The organism is Candidatus Zixiibacteriota bacterium, from assembly GCA_026397505.1.
Classification (GTDB): Bacteria; Zixibacteria; MSB-5A5; order GN15; family PGXB01; genus JAPLUR01.
On the sequence record JAPLUR010000014.1, the window covers coordinates 1 to 22,229 of the forward strand.

At 47.7% G+C, this 22,229-nt stretch carries 16 protein-coding genes; 8 read left to right on the forward strand and 8 right to left on the reverse strand.

Annotated features, from left to right (window positions below):
• From NT002_00675 to NT002_00685, 3 genes are all read right to left on the reverse strand, one after another.
• Positions 1-1,567: right-handed parallel beta-helix repeat-containing protein (locus NT002_00675; GenBank protein MCX6827791.1), on the reverse strand; the 1,567-nt coding region annotated here is incomplete at its 3' end.
• Between the two features lie 298 nt (positions 1,568-1,865).
• Positions 1,866-4,583, reverse strand: coding sequence for a M20/M25/M40 family metallo-hydrolase (locus tag NT002_00680; protein ID MCX6827792.1), 2,718 nt, complete (start codon positions 4,581-4,583; stop codon positions 1,866-1,868).
• Positions 4,584-5,150: 567 nt separating this feature from the next.
• Entirely contained in the window at positions 5,151-7,433 is a 2,283-nt protein-coding gene (locus tag NT002_00685; GenBank protein ID MCX6827793.1) for an FG-GAP-like repeat-containing protein, read from the reverse strand.
• A 931-nt stretch (positions 7,434-8,364) separates the two neighbouring features.
• On the opposite strand from NT002_00685, the gene NT002_00690 reads away from it, so the two are divergent.
• Positions 8,365-9,600, forward strand: coding sequence for an MBL fold metallo-hydrolase (locus NT002_00690; GenBank protein ID MCX6827794.1), 1,236 nt, complete (start codon positions 8,365-8,367; stop codon positions 9,598-9,600).
• A gap of 87 nt (positions 9,601-9,687) precedes the next feature.
• Positions 9,688-10,035 (forward strand): hypothetical protein, encoded by a 348-nt coding sequence (locus tag NT002_00695; GenBank protein MCX6827795.1) that lies wholly within the window; start codon positions 9,688-9,690, stop codon positions 10,033-10,035.
• A gap of 76 nt (positions 10,036-10,111) precedes the next feature.
• Here the strand turns inward: NT002_00695 and NT002_00700 are convergent, their stop codons facing one another.
• Positions 10,112-11,920 (reverse strand): DUF885 domain-containing protein, encoded by a 1,809-nt coding sequence (locus NT002_00700; GenBank protein MCX6827796.1) that lies wholly within the window; start codon positions 11,918-11,920, stop codon positions 10,112-10,114.
• A gap of 423 nt (positions 11,921-12,343) precedes the next feature.
• Between NT002_00700 and NT002_00705 the strand changes: the two genes are divergently transcribed.
• From NT002_00705 to NT002_00715, 3 genes are all read left to right on the forward strand, one after another.
• The gene (locus NT002_00705) at positions 12,344-12,628 is read left to right on the forward strand and encodes a hypothetical protein (GenBank protein ID MCX6827797.1); all 285 of its coding nucleotides are present in this window, start codon (positions 12,344-12,346) and stop codon (positions 12,626-12,628) included.
• Positions 12,615-14,894: a DUF5916 domain-containing protein gene (locus NT002_00710; GenBank protein MCX6827798.1), complete on the forward strand. Its 2,280-nt coding sequence runs from the start codon at positions 12,615-12,617 to the stop codon at positions 14,892-14,894. The genes NT002_00705 and NT002_00710 overlap by 14 nt, the downstream gene beginning before the upstream one ends.
• A gap of 85 nt (positions 14,895-14,979) precedes the next feature.
• Entirely contained in the window at positions 14,980-15,303 is a 324-nt protein-coding gene (locus NT002_00715; protein ID MCX6827799.1) for an MGMT family protein, read from the forward strand.
• 31 nt (positions 15,304-15,334) lie between these two features.
• On the opposite strand, the gene NT002_00720 is transcribed toward NT002_00715, so the two are convergent.
• Together NT002_00720 and NT002_00725 are read right to left on the reverse strand one after the other, a co-directional pair.
• Positions 15,335-15,748 (reverse strand): hypothetical protein, encoded by a 414-nt coding sequence (locus NT002_00720; GenBank protein MCX6827800.1) that lies wholly within the window; start codon positions 15,746-15,748, stop codon positions 15,335-15,337.
• Positions 15,749-15,906: 158 nt separating this feature from the next.
• Entirely contained in the window at positions 15,907-16,290 is a 384-nt protein-coding gene (locus NT002_00725; GenBank protein MCX6827801.1) for a hypothetical protein, read from the reverse strand.
• Positions 16,291-16,824: 534 nt separating this feature from the next.
• Between NT002_00725 and NT002_00730 the strand changes: the two genes are divergently transcribed.
• Positions 16,825-18,474 (forward strand): M48 family metalloprotease, encoded by a 1,650-nt coding sequence (locus NT002_00730; protein ID MCX6827802.1) that lies wholly within the window; start codon positions 16,825-16,827, stop codon positions 18,472-18,474.
• 302 nt (positions 18,475-18,776) lie between these two features.
• Here NT002_00730 and hemW read toward each other — a convergent pair whose 3' ends face one another.
• A complete protein-coding gene (gene hemW, locus NT002_00735) occupies positions 18,777-19,916 on the reverse strand; it encodes a radical SAM family heme chaperone HemW (GenBank protein ID MCX6827803.1) in 1,140 nt (379 codons plus the stop codon).
• 3 nt (positions 19,917-19,919) lie between these two features.
• On the reverse strand, positions 19,920-20,642 hold the full coding sequence (gene lepB, locus NT002_00740) for a signal peptidase I (protein MCX6827804.1): 723 nt from the start codon (positions 20,640-20,642) through the stop codon (positions 19,920-19,922).
• Positions 20,643-20,824: 182 nt separating this feature from the next.
• Here lepB and NT002_00745 point away from each other — a divergent pair, with 182 nt between their 5' ends.
• Positions 20,825-21,208 (forward strand): RidA family protein, encoded by a 384-nt coding sequence (locus tag NT002_00745; GenBank protein MCX6827805.1) that lies wholly within the window; start codon positions 20,825-20,827, stop codon positions 21,206-21,208.
• Position 21,209: 1 nt separating this feature from the next.
• The coding region (locus NT002_00750) for an MFS transporter (GenBank protein ID MCX6827806.1) at positions 21,210-22,229 on the forward strand (1,020 nt) is incomplete at its 3' end.

The following is a 22,229-nucleotide window of genomic DNA, read 5'->3' on the forward strand; positions in this document are numbered from 1 at the left end:
TTGCTCTACCACCTGCCGTTTCAGCTCCACACTGAACTTCCGTTTCGGATTCATGGCACCATCCTTTCCTCGTATCAAAATACCAATCCGTGCCAAATCCTCCTAACCTTTTGTGTCCAGTCTCAGGGGTGCAGTCCAAATCGCCGTCAGCCGCTATATTAATGGCATGCTGAATAGTGGCAAATGGATTCACGGCGCTGCCATCGCCAGTCGAATCATTACCATCAGTAGCCACATACAAGGTTCTAATAATAGACTCACAACCTACGCCATATGCACCAATTTGGGCTCCGCAGCCATTATTGGCAGGTGCACATGGTGAATTGCTTGCAAGATAAAAATTATTGTTAGCCGTATCACAAAATCGCGGGTCCAAAGACATATTGTCGTTAATCCCCAAATAGGGCGCAAGAGGGCCAATCCAATCACCTGCGGAGTTTCCATAAATATCAGTGCACTGTAAAGTATCGAAACTGTAATCTTCATTTCCGAAAAATAGAGGAGCACTTCCATCATTGAATGCAAATAAGCAATTTTTTACGGAAGCATAATAATTATAATCTACATAGATCCCACTTCCCAATGAAGCAGAATTATTAACAAAGGTGCAATTGATGCAGGAAAACCTATTCCAGTCACCTTGCCACCTAAGTCCACCACCGTAAGTCGCCGTATTTCTATCAAATAAGGAATTGCTAATAACAGCCCGGACTCTGCAATCTTCACATTCCTCTAAGAGACCTCCAGCCTCATTTGCATAGAATAAACAACTGTCAATTATTAGCGACCCATAGGTATCAAAACATCTAATTCCACTCTTGTTATTGCCGCGAAATGAGCATTTATTAAACGAAATATTATCACCGTTATTGATAAATACTCCCTCCGCCAAATTACTATCCATCATACAGTCGACAAAATTCACACTTGAATGACTAGTGGATATTCCGGGTCCTAGATTATTCGATATAGAAGTGGCTATTAACTGTGCTGTATCACTTTCTGCACCCTCAATATATATGCCATCTCCTGAATTGTTCCTAAAGATGCAATTGCTCAATATTGGTGCTGATTCCATTGCGTAAAGGCCGCCGCCGTTTATGCCTTGATTCACATTAACAATGCAATTGGCAATTGTCGGCGATGCTTGCCCGCAAGCAATTCCCCCCCCCACCTTACCATAATTATAGCCATAGAAATCGACAAAATCGGGGGCATACCCGTTTGTGATTGTAAAACCATTAAGAATAGATTCATTACTTTCGCTTTTATTAAAGAGGAAGGCTCTATGTCTATTTGTATTATCAGCCTGACAATCAATTATAGTAGTCTCTGGACCAGCTTCCGATTGAACTACTATACTTTTGCCATTGAAGGATATGTCTCTATTGCCATCGCCGGTATAAGTGCCGTCCGCAACCAAAACGGTATCCCCATTCACCGCCGCATCTATCCCGGCCTGAATCGTCGGCTGGTCGGCGGGAACATGAATGGTCGCCGCAAAAACATTACTCAGGTTCAAAAAGAAAAGCCCGAGCATAATCCCAATAAATGATATCTTGCCCATATTAATCCCTCGTACGAGAAATTGCAGGTAAATATTAAACCTGTATTCAATATAAGCCCAAACGGGGACAACGCAAGCCATTTCTGTCGGATAGATGAGTCAATTGGTCGGGTTTGAGATTCCCCGTCCGGTGTTCCAGCGTTTTATTAGGTATGTCAGGAGCTTTACGCTCATGACAATACTGTGTCAGTGAGAATTGTCAAAACCCCCGCTCATTCCACCGTGGGTGGAATTCGGGGGGAATTTTGACCTACCGCTATACTGTGGCAAGTCCGCGAGAGACCTGACCTACAAAACTTTACATGCACCCGATCTTCGGCGCCGGGCCGCTTTTATACAGGAAATTAATCAAGTAGGTTATATCACGCAGGTTGATTCGGCAGTCAGCATTGGGGTCGGCATTGTTCAGGATAAAGGGCGCGGAGCCGCCTTTATAGAGGTAATTGATTAAAAAGGTTATGTCTAAAACGTTAATGATGTCATCATGGTTGGCATCACCGTAAATTGGCGGCTGTGAAAAATATTCCTGTACCTTGGCGAGCAAAGCCTGGGCGCTGGGGACAGTCAAATAATAAATCGGGAATCCCAGAACCACCCTCTTACCGTGACCGGAATCATAAACAATTCCAACCGGCTTACCATCGAAGTATATTCCCGGAGGGTTGGATTTGAATCGATAGATTACTTTCGCATAGGGCGAACCCTCAAAAATAGAAATACCCGGGAGATTCCCATAGTATGCTGCATCGTCTTTCAATTCCAGTTCCGGCCAATCACCCTGGGTCACCGGTTGAATAAACCGTGCGGTGGGGCAATTTTCTACACGTGATAACCCAAATTCATCATAGAAAGAATTCCCCGGGTAGAAGAAGCTGTTTCCTGTAACTGAAAACACCGATTGGAATCCGGCCAGAAGCATGTTGTTCGGATACGTCAGAAACCAATTGATCGAATTTAATGAGTAGTTCAGTAAATGCTCTATGTTGTCGTCATCAAAATAATATAGGGTTTTATATTGAGATAATTGATTGTATGCCAAAGGAGGTAGGGTGGAGTCGATTATATATGTATTATGAGCATATCCTGTAAAGATACTATCATAAAATATTTGCTGAGTATAATTGGAAGGATTTATCCCGCTGGAATCGGTTTCCTCAGCAAATAATAACGGCCAGTCGAATGTGGCCATGACAGCGCTGCCCTCAATAGAGGCATATGAAGCATAACTATCATTATCAACTGCCTTTACCACATAGGTGTAGACCATATGTGAATCAAGATCGGAATCTCTATAGCTGGTATCGGTAATATTGTTGCCGATTATTGTCCAATCATTCAGCGAATCTTTTCTGAGCACCTGATAGTGATTCATATCCAGTTCCAAATTCTGTCGCCAATTAATGACTATGCTCTGCCCTTCAGGATAGACTGATAGCAATTGAGGTTGCCGAGGGTAATGGAGAGGGTAAAGGGAATCCACAATAAATTCAATGCTGTGATAACCCATGGCATCAATGGACTTTACGGACATATAATAAGTCGTGTATTCCCCGAGGCCGGGAATATCACAGTAATATGCCCCCGGTGGGAAATCGATACTATAATCAAAGGGAAGGCCGAAAACGACTGACCTCGAAGTGGAGTAGAGGATTTGATAGGATAATGATGCATCACAACTGTCCAGTATGACACGGATTGTGTGGCCATCACCGACATCATATGGACGAAAATGAACAGGTGGAGATGCGTTATCAATGACGCCCAAAGCGGCGCTTGAAGCTTTCAAAATCTTCTCCATGTAGGGAAAATTGAGGCTGTCGGATATATCGGTGCTACTATGGTAATTATTGCTATTAAAATCAAATTCCATCGCACCGACAATTGGATATCCCATTTCGGCGAATGGACGCTCATCAGTGCTCATAACACCAGTAATCCAAGTATAGGGTGTCAATCCTTCAACGAGGCGCAGGCAGGCATCGGCAAAAATATATCGTCTGGTAGAACCGCGGAATATTACAGAGTCAGCATCACGTTTGGTATATCCTATCATATCAAAGTTCAGCATGAAATTTATGTCTGAACCGGCGGTATACATTTCCATGGCCATGTGAGTGGAGCCTACCAGGTTTACTTCCTCAGCAGAAAAAGCGGTGAAAAGTATTGAATTATTGAAAGCGGCGTCTTTCAGAATTCGAGCCAATTCAAGAACAGCGGCGGTGCCGCTCGCGTTATCGTCAGCGCCGGGAGCCCAAATGGCTGGGTCCGAATCGCTACTGCGGGAATCATAATGCCCACCAATGACAATATATCGCGATGGATTGGCAATTCCGGTTTTGACGCAAATCACATTATGATATGGCTTTCCATCATAAGTAAATTCATCGAGGACAACCGAGTCGTATCCGAATTCATGAAATTTGCTTACAATCCAATCTCTTGCCGATGCCAGAGAATCCGAGGCTACATAACGAGATTGGAATAACTCGAGCCGATGCACATAGCTATATAGGGAATCCATGCTTATCAGGTTGGCAAGGGTGTCGCACGGGTAGCTATCAAATGAGGGGACGGATACGTCAGGCGGGTGGCAGAAGAAAGGGGTTTCCTTTTCCCCAATTGGTTGAGCTTCGAAACCATTCTGTTGAAGCCATTCCACTTTATCTTCTTTGAGTTCCGCAAGATAATTGCCTCCATGAGAGTATATCACCTTGATATTTGAGGGAGGTGAAACGATTTTTGAAGAAACAGGTGTTATGAGAAAAAGGCCTCTGCCAGAATAGTCTCTCATCACCATCTCAATAGACACTCCAGCACGGTTGAGCTGGTCTGCCTGTAAGGCGGTAAGGTCGGCCAAAAATGATTCTCCTACCATACCTCGCGCAGTTCCTGCGATTTCTTTGGCGGCGTTGAGTCTTTCCTGATTGTCAATTTTCACCAAATACAGGTCAGCCCCTTTTCCTGGGTGGATAATCGATAAAATGAAGACAATCACAAAGAACAAATTCTTAATCATGACTTCCTCCTTCTATGAAGAAAATAGCATCTTTGACACAGTATTACCTTAACCCACACACATCACCCTCGGCGAATTCCGGCCCTTGTATAGGAAATTTATCAAATAGGTAATATCCTGAACGTTAAGGCAACTGCCAGCAGCGGCATTCTCTTTTCATATGATGTTTCTTTCAATAGATGACAATTAGTTGACCTGTATTCAATATAAGCCCAACCCCGCACAACGCAAGCCATTTCTGCCGGATAGATGAGTCAATTGGTCGGGTTTGAGATCACCCGGCCAGTGTTCCAGCGTTTTATTAGGTATGTCAGGAGCTTTACGCGCCTGACAATACCATGTCAGGTCTGCAAGAGACCTGACCTACGGAACTACAAAACTGTGGCAAGTCCGCGAGAGACCTAATCTACAAATCTTCAGAAAGCCGTCAGGTCACCATTCCTCCGCCAGTGCAGCGGAATTCAGGACCTGACGGAACAGGTAAGATTTTTATGTAGGTCAACGACCCCTTTGGCGGTCTTGACATTGCGCCGCAGGCGCAAATTTCCTTCCCGACCATTAATCAATTCAATCCCTGACACAGCGAATCGAAAAAGCATAGAACTTTCTGCTATCATAGCGGCTGACTTCTGGATTGTTGTAACTTATGCTCCGATACCAGGCGTAGCTGCTGTTGATCGCGGTGGATGTCCAGAAACAGGCATAGTTGCCCAAATCGGCAAAAACTGCATAGTTGCTGCCACGATAGCCGCCCGGTAACGCGGTAAACCCGCATCCATTGGTGCCCGAGTTCGGGGGGAGCCAGTGTACCGTCCCGGTTTCTTTCATTTTCCATCCTGCTACCGCGTCGCCCCCCAGATAATTGATTAACGTCTGCCATTCGATATCGCTGACCACATGCCAGCCGGCCGGCGCAATATTCCGGCTGTCGGTCGCTGCATACCAATTATACATGCGGCCATATGTAGCGACATTGGCTTCATCATTATTATAATTGCAGTAAGCTCCGGAAGTCAGGCTTGCCCAGGTGGAACTGTCGGTCACATTGGGGATGGGATCGCCATTGCGGTAGTGTGTCACTTCTATATTTTCCATCATCCACCATTGATCCCCTATCTTAATTGTGCGATAAATATTGCCGTCGATATCTGTCACCGTACCCATTGAATCGGTCGTCATGAATGATAAAATACTGCCATAGCCTGTGCCGGCGCTATTGGTAGCGTAGGCCCTCACATAATAAGTTGTCCTGGCAGCCAGACCGGTTAGGGAACTGGCAAAAATTCCCGTTCCCGTGCCTTCGGTGGTTTTTTCATCAGCCACCGTCGGTGTTGAACCGGTGCTCCAGCAAACCCCGCGGGCGGTAACGGTTGCTCCGCCGTCTGAAGTGATATTTCCGCCGCATTGCGCCGTTGTCTGAGTTATTTCACTAATATCGGCGGTAGTCAATATCGGCACCGTATTCGGGCAAATCGGCGCCGGGCCACCCTGGTATAAATATTTGATCAAATATGTTATATCCTTGATATTCACAACGCAGTCGGCGTTAACATCACCGCAAACGCCGGCAGCGATATGAACGGATTCATTAAAGTAGATTGGATTACTACCACCGTTCTCTGCCATCCCGAACACAACATCAAAGTCATCATCATTGTCAAGCCTGCCACAAGCTACACTGGCCGCTCTGGCGCTTCCGAAAAGCTGACCCAGCGAAGTGAAACCTCCTGAGCCATTATTTATCCATAGTTTATTTCCGTTTCCTTGATGGGTCGTAATCAAATCCGGATCACCATCCAGGTCGGCATCAAACAATTTGGCTCTTGAGGCGCCAGCTTCAAAATAGGGTCCTGCTTCAATAAATGATCCCGTGTTGTTCTCATTAAGCCAAATTGTCACACCCGTTGCCGAATTATCCACCGCAAAGTCAATATCACTGTCACCGTCCACATCACCACTCGAAACATGTTCGTATCCTGTACTACTTCCCAATTCTTGGCCGCTTTTCACAAAATTGCCGGAGCCGTCATTTATCCAAATTTCATCCGGCTGGTCCTGAAAACTTATAAACAGATCAAGAAAGGTGTCACCGTTGACATCCGCCAGCTCCATTTCGGATCCATTGCCCCCGCCAAATTCAGGACTCGTCATTGTAAAAAACCCTGTTCCGTTATTTAGCCAAAGTCGATTAGGCAATTGGTAATATGAAATAAATGCGTCGATATCACCATCCCCGTCAACATCTCCGAGTACAATCATACCGGGATAATCGGTTCCCAAACCAATATTCTGATCGCCCGGTGTGAATGTTCCTGATCCGCTGCCAAAGTAGACTTTGCTTGGACTCGCATGGCTCAGCAAGAAAATATCGGGATATGCATCACCATTGAGATCTCGAATACCGACACCATGTACTTCAGAAATATTGAAATTATGGGGGCTGGCCGAGAATACACCTTCTCCGTCATTCAGCCAGAGTTGCGAGGGGCCGATATAGTTGGCCACGAAAATATCATTATCCCCATCCAGATCAACGTCTGCAATGGCGACACCAAATGATCTTGTATTGCCAAGAGTTTGCTCGCTCTTCCTGAAGGCAATCTCCACCGAATCGTCGCCCTGGCATGGCATTGATGCAGTAGCCAATGTCGGCACCATATTCGGGCAATTTGGTTCCGGCCCCACTTTGTATAAAAAATTAATCAAAGAAGTGATATCGCGGATATTGACAGCGGCATCATCGTTGACATCGCCGCAGTCTTGTGATCCGACCGCGGCCGGAATGGAATAACCTGCGACAAAGATGGCCAAAATTATCGCCAATTTTAAGAGCATCAACGGCTTTTTCATAATGTACCTTTCCAAAGTTGAGATTACTTTCATAGTATTGGTTTGATGAGAAAGCCAAATCTGGCAATATTAGTGGCGAAAAATATTTCAGTCCTGTGACCGCACGATGTTACTGAGGGTGGCCCACCCCGCCTGCGGCGGGCGGTGGGCCGGTATGCCATCTCCAGACCATGAAATCCGTGACTCACCGATCGGGTGAAGAGCCACGGGAGAGGGAAAGCAAAATCGCTACAACATCGATGGTGATTTCGGAACCCCCCCCTTTTTAAAGAGCATGGTTATTCATATGATAAACAAGAGGCAAATTGTCGCCAATCCCACTGTCAAAAACTGTCACCCGAGTAGCCTATACCTCAAGAATCGCTACAAGATCGCTGCAAAAGAATACAAAAACGAAGAAACGAACTCCCCCCACCCCACCCGGTCATTCCAGTCTAACCTCTTGTCCCACAAACAAAAATGCCCGCCCCGTGCGCGGCAGGCTTCAGGGCTTGTTAAAAAGTCTGCCCGTCCCTGTCTCTTTTATTGCGCCGGCCGCAGTACCAAATCACCGCGAGACCAATGCCGCTTACATTTTAAAAATCGAAGAAACAAACCCAATTCATGTCGTCTATGTGGCAAGCATATGGGTCTCCTTTTTTCTTGAGTTCCTTCTTGTCGACATGGTGCAACCGCTGGCGGTGCAACAAATTAGGGGGGGGCGATGCGGCAGCGCACATGTCGTCCCGGCAAATTGTCAGTAGTAGAGCAGGAGTCTTGCACTCTCGGCAAGCGAGCGAAGTGTGCACATTTCCCGTGCCGACGGGAATATGAAACAAATTATACCCCCCATACGTGTATAGTTTAGGAACTCTTGTTCGGGTGGGAGAGACCTTTATTCTTGAGTCACAGTCTTAATCCCCATCCACACAGAATTATGAGGAGATCAGTCATGAAACGTCTTGTAGTGTTGATGACCCTGCTGATAACGGTTCTATCAATCGCGCCTGTTACGGCACAGGAGAAATCCAATATCCAGGTCCAAAAGCTCGCCGATAATATTTATGAATTGACGGCCACTTATCCCTTTTCCTCAAACATGGTGGCTTCGGTGGGAGAGGATGGGATATTGCTGGTCGATGCCGGCGCGAAATACACCGCCGAGGAGCTCAAGAGTCTGGTGAAAACCCTGGGAAATGGACAGGTGAAATTTATCATTTATACTCACGCCCACAATGAGCATATCGGCGGGAATATTGCCTTTGGCGGTGATGTCGTCAGAATCGGTCATGAAAGCCTGAGAACCAGAATGAAAAGCGGGGCATATTTGCTTGAGGAATATTCCGATACCGCCCTGCCGAGCATAACTCTCACCGATTCTCTGTCACTCTTTTTCAATGGTGAAAAGATCCGGCTGATTGCCGTTCCCGGCGCCCACGATGACGGCGACATAATCGTGCATTTCACCAAGTCCGGAGTTGTTTCAACCGGCGCCATGAGCAATGGCATGCATTTCCCCTCGACTGACGGTAACGGAGGAAATGCACTGAAATACCCCGCCACCGTTCAACGGGTGATTGAACTTCTGCCGGCCGATGTCATCCTCGTTCCCGGGCACGGGCGAACCACGACCATGGCCGAGGAACAGCAGTTCCAGAATATGCTGGCCCAGACGATCGATATCGTCAGGAACGGACTGGCCGGCGGCAAAGATGTGGCCACTCTGCAAAAAGATAAAGTGCTGAAAGATTGGGATTCTTTTGAGGGGGGATTTGTAACCGCCGATCAGTGGATCCAGTATATTGCCAACGGTGTGAATAATGTCAAACCGCCGAAACCTGCGGCGGTGGAACTCTACAAGGCCTATAAGAAATCTAATATCGATTCGGCGGTGGCCAAATGGCATGAGTTGAGGAAAAATAACCCGGATGAATATTCTTTCGGCGAGGGCCAGTTTGTTGTCATCGGCTACTATTTAATGGGCGTGGGGAAGCCCAAGGATGCGATCAAAATATTCGAACTATACGTAAAGGAATTTCCGAAAGCCTGGAATGCCTATGACTGTCTTGGTGAAGCTTATATGAAAGACGGTCAGAATGAACTGGCCATAAAGAATTATAAGAAATCTCTGAAGCTGAATCCTCAAAATACCAATGCCGTCGACATGCTAAAGAAATTGGAGTCTTGATCTCAAGCTGTAAGAAAAATGGCAGACGCATGACTGCTTCGCACTAGCCTTGACTATAAGTGCTTTTTTTAAGAAATTGGAGATTGTATGTCTGATGAGCGTGAGCGACGTATCAAGGCCGAACTATTTGGCACTGTCGGCAGGGCAAAGGCCGACGGCGGACACGTCGTCAAAAGGGAAGACCTTCTGGAACCGTTGGATGGCCCGCTGCAGAATCCGCCTGTCCCGACCGTTATTCAAAGTTTCTGTGTCGGCTGCGGTCTTTATCTCGAAAATACATGGGAGCGTGCCGAAGAACTGGCGGAAATGGCCGGAATTGTCCTGCCATATTCGCTCAAAGATTACTATTTTGAAACACACTCCTGCTCATTATGCGACAGCACGAATCATTTGATAGCTCTGAAAAAAAATACCACCCGAATAAGACTGCAGTAGAATTCTTAAAAGAGACCCGGGCGATTGCGATTGCACCGTCGCCCGGGTCCATGCATATGATCAGATTTCCGCAGCGCTATTTGCTACGGTTGATATAGTCGTCGACCATTTCCTCCAACAAAGCCAGCGGAATACTGCCGTTTTCCAAAACTAACATGTGGAAATCTCTCAGATTGAATTTTGACCCGAGAGCCCGTTTGGCTTTCTCGCGAAGTTCCATTATTTTAAGTTTCCCGATCGTATAAGAGGGAGCCTGTCCCGGCCAGACAATATATCGGTCAACCTCATTTTCGGAGGCCCAGCCGAGGTTGTCACCCATGTATTTCAGCACCTGCGGCTTGTTCCATCTTTTATAGTGAATTCCGGCATCGGCCACAATGCGCACCGCCCGGAACAACTGGGAGTTAATCTCGGCGATACGCGAATAAATATCCGGCAGCCAGCCCAGTTCCGCGGCCAAATCCTCCACATACATGGCCCACCCTTCGCCGAATCCGGACAGGAATGATTGATTCTTAAACATCCGATTCCATGTCAATTCCTGCTGCAATGCGATTTGATAATGATGTCCCGGAATGGTTTCGTGATAAGTGAGAGTTCGCATGGTCGGCTTGGGAAGAGGCTGCATCATGTTTATGAAAAAAGTTGCCTTTCTCCGGCTATCAAGAGAGGCGGGCTCATAGTAAGTCAACCCACCCTCCTCTTTATAGGCAGGTACAGCTTCAACGCCGACCCGGGCCTTGGGAATATAGCTGAAAGCTTGGGACAGTTTGGCAGAGGCATCATCAACCAGCGCTCGATAGTCGGCCAGAATCATCTGATTTTTTTCGGGACCATCGGAATAGAAGAATTTATCTTTCAGATCGGGACGGTTCCAGATCGCCCGATAATCGTTCATCAATTCGCCAAAAGCCTTATTTCCCTTTATTCCAATCGAGTCAAGGAGAATCTTCGCCATATCCTGCAGCCGCTTCACCTCGAGCACCCCCTGTTGAAAAACCTGATCGGGCGGAGTCGTTGCCGTAGTAAAACTTTTCAGGCAGTACTGATAGTATTTATCTCCATCGGGCAGTTTCCAGACACCGGCCAGACTGTCGGCTTTTGGAGATATGGCTCTAAGCGATTTCAGAAATTCATCATAGGCCGGATAAATCTTCTCCCAAATGGCCAACTCCGCCTGCCCGCAGAGGTCTCGGGCAACCGTCGCATCGAGACCCTCCACCGAATCCAGTTTATTCTTAAAATCCTGATATAAGATATTTTCCGCCGGAGCCGGTTTCATGAACTCTTCAATGCCGGCGATCGCCCGGTCGACAATATATACCGGAGGAATAATCCCTTTCTTTTCCTGCCGGTCAAGCCTTATCATCGCCTGTTTCAACTGCACCGAATGTTTTCCCAGACGTTCAAGGTAATCTTTGGCGTCTTGAAGAGAACTGATGGCATGATACCCCATCATCAGGTTTATGAAGCGGCCGGGAAAACCCCACAGGTGATCTATAAGATATCCGTTATCGACAAATTTCTCTCCCTCAAGTTGAGTGGTCAGCGACCAAACCAATATTTGCCAGTCGGTCTTCTGTGATTTGGTGATCTTGCTTGTATCAATCTCTTTCAACTGCCCCAGATATTTCCGCGCCAGGTCGAAATTAGCTTTCAGCCCTTCATCGGAAAGGTTGTCGAGACCGGAACGGTCATAATAATAACCTTCTTCCGGCGGCAGACCCAGCTGAGATGCTCCTTCCGGGCCGAGTTTCAGGCATTCCCTGAAATAGTTGTCAAAGAGCTCTTCGATTCGAGAGGAATCCTTTCCGGCACCGGACTGTGCCACGACCATACCGGTTGATGTCAGAATTAATAGAGTGATTAACAACGCCCGCATCATTATCTCTCCTTTACTTAAAGATTGTCGTTCTTCTTCCTCATATTAATGAGCCTTTAAAGACGCATTTGAAACCCGGATAAATAAGACACCGTCCTTCATTGACTGTCGGTGCGTGTCTCAAATTTCCTCAATTCGCTCATTTAGTGCCTGCCAAATAGGCTATGGTTCTGGTGCGGGGTGGGGAGTTTTTCGAGTACCAGGACCAATCACAAATAGGTTGCCGTTTTCAATATTAACGTTCGGCAAACCGGTTTTGTTACGTCAAATCTGCCGTCATTTTAATGAGGGGTGGTGGCTCAACGTTCGATGAGCCTTTTGTCCGCAATTAGTTCCGCACGTTGAAATTTCACCAGATTCCGCCGCCGCCGGGATGAGCGGAGTTTCGACGATCATACCCCTTGCCGCATCCCGCCATCCGGAAACATGAAAGAGAATGAAATGATGGATACAATTGGTGCTTTAATCCCTATTCAAGTCCTAAATCAACCAATCCCTTTTATGAAAAGTCATATTTGGATATTTTTATCTTTTTTGAAACCTGCTGCATTTCGGAGCGTAAATAAAAGCGTCGCACGTAAAGGGGACTATGAGAAGGCTTGTTGGAGGCTGCTGCGGCCGGCCATAAACGCAGCGGCTATTCCTCCCTCACAAAAAGAGATAGAATTGGAATTTCTATTAAAGAAGGGTCATGTCTATGAAAACACCTAATTCAATCCGAAGTCTAGGCCTGATCGGCATAGTTGTCACCTTGGTGCTGCTATTTGTCCTGCCGTCGGCGGCCACAAAAGAATCGAAGCCGATATTCCGGCCGATTCTGGAAACCTCCCGAGCTGTCTCCTCCGTGAATATTGACGGGATTTTAGATGAATCCACCTGGAAATCCGCCGCCCGCATTGACAATTTCGTGGAACGTTCCCCCGGTGACAACACCCCGCCGGAGGTTGCCACTGAAGCTTATATTACTTATGATGCCGACAATCTGTATGTTGCTTTTGTCTGTCATGATGATCCCTCGAAAATAAGGGCGACTATGTGCCAGAGGGATCAATTTTATGGCGATGATGCGGTCGTTATCCTGCTTGACACCTATGGAAACGCCGCGTGGGCTTATGAGTTTTTTGTCAATCCATACGGTATTCAAAAAGACCGCCTTTGGTCGAGTGTGGGTATGGAGGATCCTGGCTATGATCTAATCTGGAAATCGGCGGCTAAGATTACCGATTCCGGCTATCAGGTGGAGGTGGCGATTCCCTTTGCCAGCATGCGTTTCCCCAATAAAGATGTTCAAACCTGGCGGATGGATTTTTGGCGCGATCACCCCAGGGAAACTTTCAAGCAGTATTCCTGGGCGGCCTATGACCGTAATGTGCAATGCTTTCCCTGCCAGTGGGGAACGGTCAACGGCCTGAAAGATGTGCAGCCGGGCCAGGGCATAGAAATTCTGCCCGCTTTCGTAGGCCGTCAATCAGGAACTCTGGCCGATCCGGAAAATCCCAATTCCCCATTCAGGAATGGCGACCCCAGAGGAGAACTCTCTCTGGGAGGAAAATACTCCATCTCGTCCGATGTCACCGCGGAGGGGGCCATAAATCCCGATTTCAGCCAGATCGAATCGGATGCCGCCCAGATCGACATCAACTCCACCATCGCCCTTTTTTATCCGGAAAGACGGCCTTTCTTTCAGGAGGGAAGCGATATTTTCCAGACTCTGTTTCAGTCGTTCTATTCCCGCCTGATAAGTGATCCCCAATATGCGGCCAAATTGACCGGGCGGGTCGGGCGCAACAGCATCGGTTTCCTGTCTGCGCTCGATGAAAAAACCTGGTATATTATTCCTCTGGATCAGAGCAGCGTGGAGTTCAGAACCGGGAGAAGTCTGATCAATGTTCTTCGGGGCACGCACGCTTTTGGGGAAAGTTCCAAACTCGGTTTTATGGTGAATGACCGTCGTTTCGAAAAAGGAGGAAGCGGAACCGTCCTTACCCTCGACGGCACGCTGCGATTTGCAAAAAGCTATGTCCTTGACGGACAGTTTATCGGAACCCATACCAGGGAACTTGATAATCCCGCTCTCACCGCCGAATATGACGGCTATACTTTCAACAGGGGTAAGCATACGGTTGCCTTTGATGGCGAATCTTTCTACGGCACTGCTCTTATAGTGCGATTGATGCGCGGCGCCCGTCATTGGAATTTTTATGCGGATTATAATCAGCTCGATCCGACATACCGTACCGAGGTTGGCTTTGACCCGATAAACAACCATCGCACCACGAATTTAAGTTCATCATACACATTCTATTTCAAAAAGGGATTACTGGAAAGACTGACACCGAGATTATCAACTTATAGACGATGGAATTTCGATGGGGGAACGCAAAGCGAATTCAGCGGACTCGCACTGGAGGGTCAACTGAACGTGGCCCAAACCCGGATCGATTTTGAATTCAATAAGGGCTCTCAATGGTTTGCTGGAGCACTATTCGACCCCTTGTGGGTAGCGAACTTAAACATCAACAGTCAATTGAGTGACAAGTTCGGCGGCGGTATTTACCTCACACGCTCAGCCGATATCGCCTATTTCGCCATGCGCCGGGGACATCAGACCTCTTTCGGCGCCGGCTTTACTATCAAGCCAATCGACCGATTGACCATCGAGCCGAACCTGAACTTTTTGCGGATGAGCGATATCAACACCGGCGCGGAATTTTTCAGCGGTTATATCACGCGCACCAGAATCCGGTATCAGGCAACCAGATCCCTGTCGCTCCGCATGATCGTGCAGTACGATGATTTTAGAAAATCCTGGGATCTTGCCCCGCTCATGACTTACCGTATCAGCCCCTTCTCGGTTTTCTATCTTGGCTCGACCTATGACTACAATGACATGGGGATGAATTCGCAAGACAGGTCGAACTGGCGGATGACTGACCGGCAGTTTTTCATGAAACTGCAGTATCTCTTCCAGACATAACCGCCAAAAGTGCCAAAACAGAATAATCTTGACAAAGGTATCCTGCGATTTGTTTCGTAGGATACCTTTATAACATGAGGGATAGATGAGCGACAGTTTCCGCGAACGGGCAATCAAGCTCGTAAAAAAGATACCGCGTGGCAAAGTGGCCACCTACGGGCAGATTGCCGCGCTGGCCGGCGACCCAAGAGGCGCCCGTCAGGTCGTCCGTATTCTTCACTCCTCCTCCGAGAAAGAAAAACTTCCCTGGTTTCGGATCATCAACGCCAAAGGACAGATTTCGCTGCCTCGCGGATACGGTTATGAATTGCAGAAAGCCCTCCTGGAAAAAGAGGGGGTGGTTTTCGGGAAGAATGAAACGGTTGATTTCGAGCTTTTTGGCTGGTCGCCGATAAAAAAGAAGCGCTGACAGATACAACTCATGAATTGGGTTTGTTCTGTCATTTTTTCCGCGAACCGCGACCGGTTTTATTCGGTCTTGTCGTTTTGCCGCCGGAGAAAGGATGGGAGCGTTTGCGGGTGTGCACATCCGGGACGGCGGAATCAGGTATATTTTTAATCTCCGGGGCAGTTTTTGAGTGCGGCTGACGTTTCTTCATAGAAATTTTTCGGTTGCGGTCGGCAGTCCTTTTCTCCGGGGCAGCCGATGGGGTTTTCTTGCGTAAGAATGACATGAAGGCCGTGCGATGCGCCGGCGGGAGCAAGAGAAGGGCGCGGCCCAGATCAAAAGTGTCATAGAACCCATGTTTTACGGCGTTGCGGCTGGAGCGGAGTTTACCCAGAGGGGTTCTGGGGCCGGTCGATTTTTGGGCATTGGCCCGATTCGCTTTGAGCCGCTTCTTACTGACATACATATTAATATCCTCCGTTCTTACTAAAGGGAGCGAGATATCATTCACCATTGAATATATATCTATTTTGCGGCATGTCAATCAGGCGGTAGGTGGGGCTCCGAAATTCCTCTATGAGGAATTGAGAAACCCGACACGCAATTGGTGGTGCACACGCCATGTTATTTTGTTGTACCGCTGAAAGTTGTGTGTGCGCCAATGAAAGCAAAGGCACAAAAGAACACGTTATCCGTATATATGCCAAGGGGATGGCAATATTTGGCTTTGTTCCACAAAATTTTTCGGCCAGACTTTGGAAGCTGCAACCGGCTGGCCAGCGAAAAAAATGCCCTCGGACAGGCTGAAGCCTGCCGCGCACGTAGCGGACGTTTTCGTTTGTGGGACAAGAGGTTAGACTGGAATTGGCGGGTGGGGTGGGGGGAGTTCGTTTCTTCATTTTTATTATTTTTTATGGTGATCTTGTGGCGATTTTGGGAGTAAAGACCACGCGGGTGACAATTTTTGACATTGGGATTGGTGATGAATTGTTTTTCGGTTTCAGACATATAGATAGCGGTGCTCTTTATTAAAGGAAGGAGGGCCAATTCACCATCGGTTTGATGTGGATTTTGAATCGGGGTGGTTCAGTGCCATGGGGATAGGGGTGTATTTGGGCTTATGCGGCCAGCCATTTAGGCCGGTTTGTGGGGTGCGGCGCAATTGGCCTTGACAAAATAGACAATAATGGATATTCTCATTCGTCTTTGGCTTATTAAAGAGAGGCGAATATTAGGACAGGTGAACAAGTGATGTGTTTGGGCAGATGCGGATTTCTGCCGCTGAAGGAACGGAATCCACAGCCCGCCTTGGCGGGTTCCTGACGGAAAATTTCAACCCATATATCGGGTGGCCCGCCCGCTTGCGGTGGATTTTAATTGCCTGCTCTTTCAGAAGATACTTCTATTAATGTCATTCTGGCGAAAGCCAGAATCCAGTCTGGTATGTCAAAATTCCCCCTGAATTCCGCCCCGCGAAATGAATGGTGGTTTCGACACTTTCTTCTGATTCCCTAAGAAAGAATCTGTTGATGGACCGCGAGAATGCTGACTAATAAGAATGCTTTTGCTCTTGACATCACCCGAAAAATGGACATACTTATTGTCAAGCTAAGATTTTATCATTTAGAAGAGGAGCGGGCAATGAGGCGTTTCTGCTATTTATTAGTGATATTTTTGATCTGTGCGGGTAATGAATCCAAAGCCGCAAAAGACACTCTCTTCGTAAAGGTTATACAGCGCACAGGTCATGGCGCGGTTTATGAATTCGTCAAATATGACAAAAAGAAGCAGCTTTTCACTCTTAAAACCGAGGGAGTGAAAGTAGAAGTAAGATTACATAAAATATCCACCCTGGCCTTTGATACAGGTTTTGCTATACCACAATATAATTTTGGCGAAGGCAGAACGGACTTGATACAGATAAGAAATGGTGCGGAAAGGAAGGCCATCCTTCGTGAATTTGAGAAGAAAAAAGTTGGCTTCTTCAATTCAGTTACGGATCGAACAACGGGCGATTTACGAGTGGACTCTGTATCTTTTATCTGTTTCAATCCCGGCGTGCTAAGTGTTGACAGAATGGATTATGGAAAGGGATTTAATCTTCTGGATGAATCCAGCGAACTGGAATTGGCTAATGGGTTCGCCGATGAAATCATAAACACTTCACCCATGTTGAATGATACAATTGTGGATCAATATGTCGATAGCCTGTGCAAATATATTGCGCAATATTCAAAACGCCCCGCTCTTGATTATTCATGCCGAGTCATCAATAGTGACGAAATCAACGCCTTCACCACCGGGGGTGGCCGTGTGTTTATTTATCGGGGACTTTTGGAGAAGATGAATTCCCAATCGGAATTAGGAGGCGTAATTGCTCACGAAATCGGTCATATCGTTGGCAAGCATACTGCGGAGCAATTGTCAAAGAAATTATTGTATACTGGCATACTCGCCGCCGCTGGCGAAATACTGAATAAGGATAGAAATAAATGGGCGCAGGCACTTACCGACGCGGGCGGCGCTCTGGCATTCTTCTCGCTTATGAAATATAGCCGCGATGATGAGCGTGAGGCGGATAAACTGGGATTTTATAATCTATATGAGGCCGGTGTAAATCTTGCGGGAATGGTCACCCTATTTGAGACATTTGCCAAATATGGCGCTGGCCCGCAAAGTATAATTGAACAATGGGCCGTTACGCATCCAGGCAATGATGAGCGAAGAGAAAATGTGAGCGATGAGTTAACTCTAATTGATGCTGATGAATTGATTGAAGACAGCGATCGTTTTCACTGGATCCGCGACTATGTCACGGCACTGCCGCCGCCTGTACTAACCGCAGGCTTTTGGGTGGATACTTTTTCGGTTGTGGCCGGGAATATCATATTTAAACAACTGGATTTAAGTGATGGCACGATGAAGAAACCGCGTCTTATCGGTAATTTTATTGCAGAAGGTGGAGTTCATAATGATATTCGGTTCCTCATCTTTGATGCTGTCAATTATGTCAATTGGAAAAATAAAAATGCGGCAGTAGCTTTATATGACACTGATAAGACAACTATTCACCAGTTGGATTTTGCCTTCCCCAAGTCCGACGTTTATGTAATTGTTTTCGATAATTCACCTTCCATATTGACGGCAAAGACAGTGAAGGCATTGCTATACTTAAATTTTACGCAAAGATAGCCTTTGCACCCGGTGACCCACGCGCCGCGGCGGGCTGTGGGAAATTCCTGTGCTCGTGCCATTTCAAGTGGTAGTGCGGTAACCGCGACGAAGTCGTGCGGTTCCGCCATCTTCCTGCGTCAGTAGACACAAGAATCTGGATGCTGGATCAAGTCCAGTATGACAATGACGGGGCGATGATGGCAGAAGATTACATTTGCCGGAAGATGCCTCTTTAAATGTCATTCTGGCGAAAGCCAGAATCCAGTCGGGTAGTGGGGTCAATGTGAACCCACTGCGGCCAGCCGCCAACGGCACAGGGTCTACTTCACCAGGCGGCGGATGATTTCATCGGCCAACGGAAAACCATGCTCGGTCAGTTTGATTCTGTCCCCCTCCGGGTCGATCAATCCCGACTCCACCATGGCCCGGAAACTGCGGTCATCAAGCACCTGTTCCACCGAAACGCCAAACCGGTGCCGGAAATATTTCCGCTCCAGTCCCCGCGCGGTACGCAGGGCGAGCATAATTGTCTCATAAATGCGCGCCTCCCTGCTTCCGGTATCAAAAACCAGAGGACGCTCTTTACGGGCAAGTCTTTCCAGATAGGTTTTCAGGTCAGAGACATTGGCAAAGCGGTTGTCACCGATAAAACTATGCGCTGCGGGGCCCAGCCCCAGGAAATCGCCCCCCTCCCAATAGCGAAGGTTATGCCGGCATTCGTAGCCGGGAAGCGCGTACGAGGATATCTCGTAGCGGAAGTATTCGTGTTTGGAAAGCTCGGCGTTGATACCGCGGTACATCGCCGCCGAGAGATCGGAATCGGGGAGACGCAATTTTCCCTCGGTAAGCTGTTTTTCCAGCGCCGTTCCCTTTTCCACGGTCAACTGATAGTACGATATATGCGGCGGTTTGAGCTCCATCAGTTGATTCAAATCATCTGAAAGCATCCGCGAGGTTTGTTTCGGCAGGCCGAATATCATGTCGAGCCCGAAATTGTCAAAGCCGACAGCGCGCGCCAGATAAATGGCACGATAGGAATCATCAAGATTGTGCTTTCTATTAAGCACTTTCAGCAGTCGCGGTTTGAAACTCTGCATGCCGAAAATGGGGCGATTGACGCCCAGCTCTTTGAGGAAAATGAGTTTGTCGCTATTGATCGATTCCGGATTAATCTCGAAAGAAAATTCCATATCGGGCGCCAGGCGGAAATGCCGCCTAATACTGTCCAGCATCTCTACCAAGTCTTCAGTTCTGGCCAGCGAGGGTGTTCCACCCCCGATATAAATAGTATCAAGAAGGCGCTGGTCGGGATCAATCGTATCCTTGGCCAAAATCAGTTCTGTCTTTAACGCCCGGTAGTACTGCTCTACAATAGCCGGCTTATGATGCACCTTGTAGAAATCGCAGTAGCCGCAAAGGTTGGTGCAGAATGGAAAATGGATATAAAGGGAAAGAGACATTCTTTAGAGCGCGGTGAACAGCCGTTCCCAGCGCGTATGAGACGGGAAATTGGTCAGGAAATAGAAACCGTACTGGAACGGAACCGTGATATAGGGGAATCCCCCTTTGGGCGCCTTGGGATCGGGAGCCCAGGACCAGTAGACAAAAAGGGCGCGCCCTTTGAGATTCTCTTTGGGAAGAAATCCCCAGAAACGGCTGTCCTGGCTGTCATCACGATTGTCCCCGAGAACAAAATACTGGTCGGAGGGGACCTGAATCGGCCCGAAATTATCCCGCAGCGAAAGCTGCATGGGTAGAATTTTCGGGTCGGCGTTCTTGACATTGGGGAAAATCTTGGCCAGCTGGTTGTCGACATAGAGAACCTTGTCGATCACTTCTACGGTCTCTCCCGGCAACGCCACAATCCGTTTGATATAATCCTTGGTCGGATTGAGCGGCGACTTGAATACGACGATATCGCCGATTTTGGGTTCGCCGAAACGGTAGGCCAGCTGATTGACAAAGATATAATCCCCTTCAAGAAGCGTATCCTCCATCGAGGACGAATCGACGCGATAGGCCGAAATCACAAACAGGCGAAGCAGAATAGCGGCCGCCAGGGCGATCAGGATCACCTCGGCGTACTCCCGCCAGATAGGTTTCTGCCTGCGCACCCGCAATGGAAGGCTGGGCGGTTCCTTAAGCTCGGTTTGCTGAAATTCCTGCAGAAGGAAATCGTTGCTCATACGCTAAACTTATCGGCTGCCGGCATATTTTCTTTAACTGTCCAAAACACAAGGGGTAAGGATAACTGAATGCCGCCGCCATGGCAAGCCTTTAGCAATGATTTTCCCCAATTTGAGATTGACACTGCCATTCCCATACGCTTATGCTACCGTATATTTAAATAATTATATGAGGAGAAACGATGAAAGAAATAATCCAAACCGACAAAGCCCCCGCTGCGGTAGGCCCCTATTCCCAGGCTGTGAAAACATCGATCGGGGAAATGATTTTCTGCTCCGGGCAGATTCCGCTGGATCCGAAAGAGGGGAAAATTATCGGCCTGACCACCGCCGAACAGGCCGAACAAGTTTTGAGAAATCTTCAGGCGGTACTGATTGCCGCCGGCGCCGAAATGAAACATGTGGTCAAAACCACTATCTATCTGGTCAACATGAATGATTTCGCCGCAGTCAATGAGGTGTACGCCAAATATTTCACTCTGGATATGCCGGCCCGGGCCACAATTGAAGCGGCGCGGCTCCCTAAGGATGTCAAGATCCAGATTGAGGCGATTGCGGTGATTTGAGTTGCCTTCGAAAAACATAAAACTGTTCTATCTTCTCGAGACAATTCTGTCTCTTCTTTCCGGGCTGATTCTGCCGGTTTATGTTGTCTATTTCCGTCACTATGGAGTGAGCCTGTTCCAGGTGGCACTTCTGGCCGCGGTCTTTGAGGCGACCATAATTCTTTTCGAAATTCCCACCGGTCTTTTTGCCGACCGATTCGGGCGGAGGCTTTCCACCTCCGTTGGATTTCTTGGTTTTCTTATTTCCGGCATCATTTTTCTTTCAGTTAGAAATTTCGGCGGGTTTTTGGCGGCGGAGATGGTATTTGGAATAGCCGAGACTTTCATATCCGGTGCGCTTGAGGCGCTGGCAGTCGATTCTCTGAAGCAGGCGGAAAAAGATACTTATCTTCCGAGGCTGTTTTCCAACAGGACTATTTTCCGTACTTCAGCCTTGGTGCTGAGCATGGTTGCCGGGGGATTCCTGGCCTCAAGATTTCTGCCCTACCTTTTTGCCCCATTTATTATTCTTGCCATATTGGGTACGGTTTTTTCCTTCTATCTTACTGAACCGCCCAGGAATCTCATCTTAGGTTCGGGCGAGAGAACCCGCAAAGGAATCTCCGCCGTTTTTCACTTTATGAATTCCAGCAAAATAATTATGGCAATATTTGTAGTGGGAATCTTTTCCAATCTTGCTTTTGAGGGTGTCGATCAGTACTGGCAGGTGCTCTTTTCCGAGATGAGAGGGATTGGCATTTCCTATTTTGGGCTGATGACCGCCGCAGGCGCTCTGATTGTAATAGCCATAATGCGCTGGGCCGAGAAGTATTTTGAAAAGCTCGATTATTATCTTACGGTATGCTTTATTCTTTTGGCCGCAGGTATATTTGTTGCGGCCAGGTTTTCCATTTATCCGGCTATGGCGGGAATAGTCGCCTACTTCGTAATTAAAGAACTGGTCAGCCCGGCATTATCGACGCATCTGAATCGTCGCTTTGCGGGAGCCGACCGGGCGACGTTTCTTTCGAGCTATAATCTG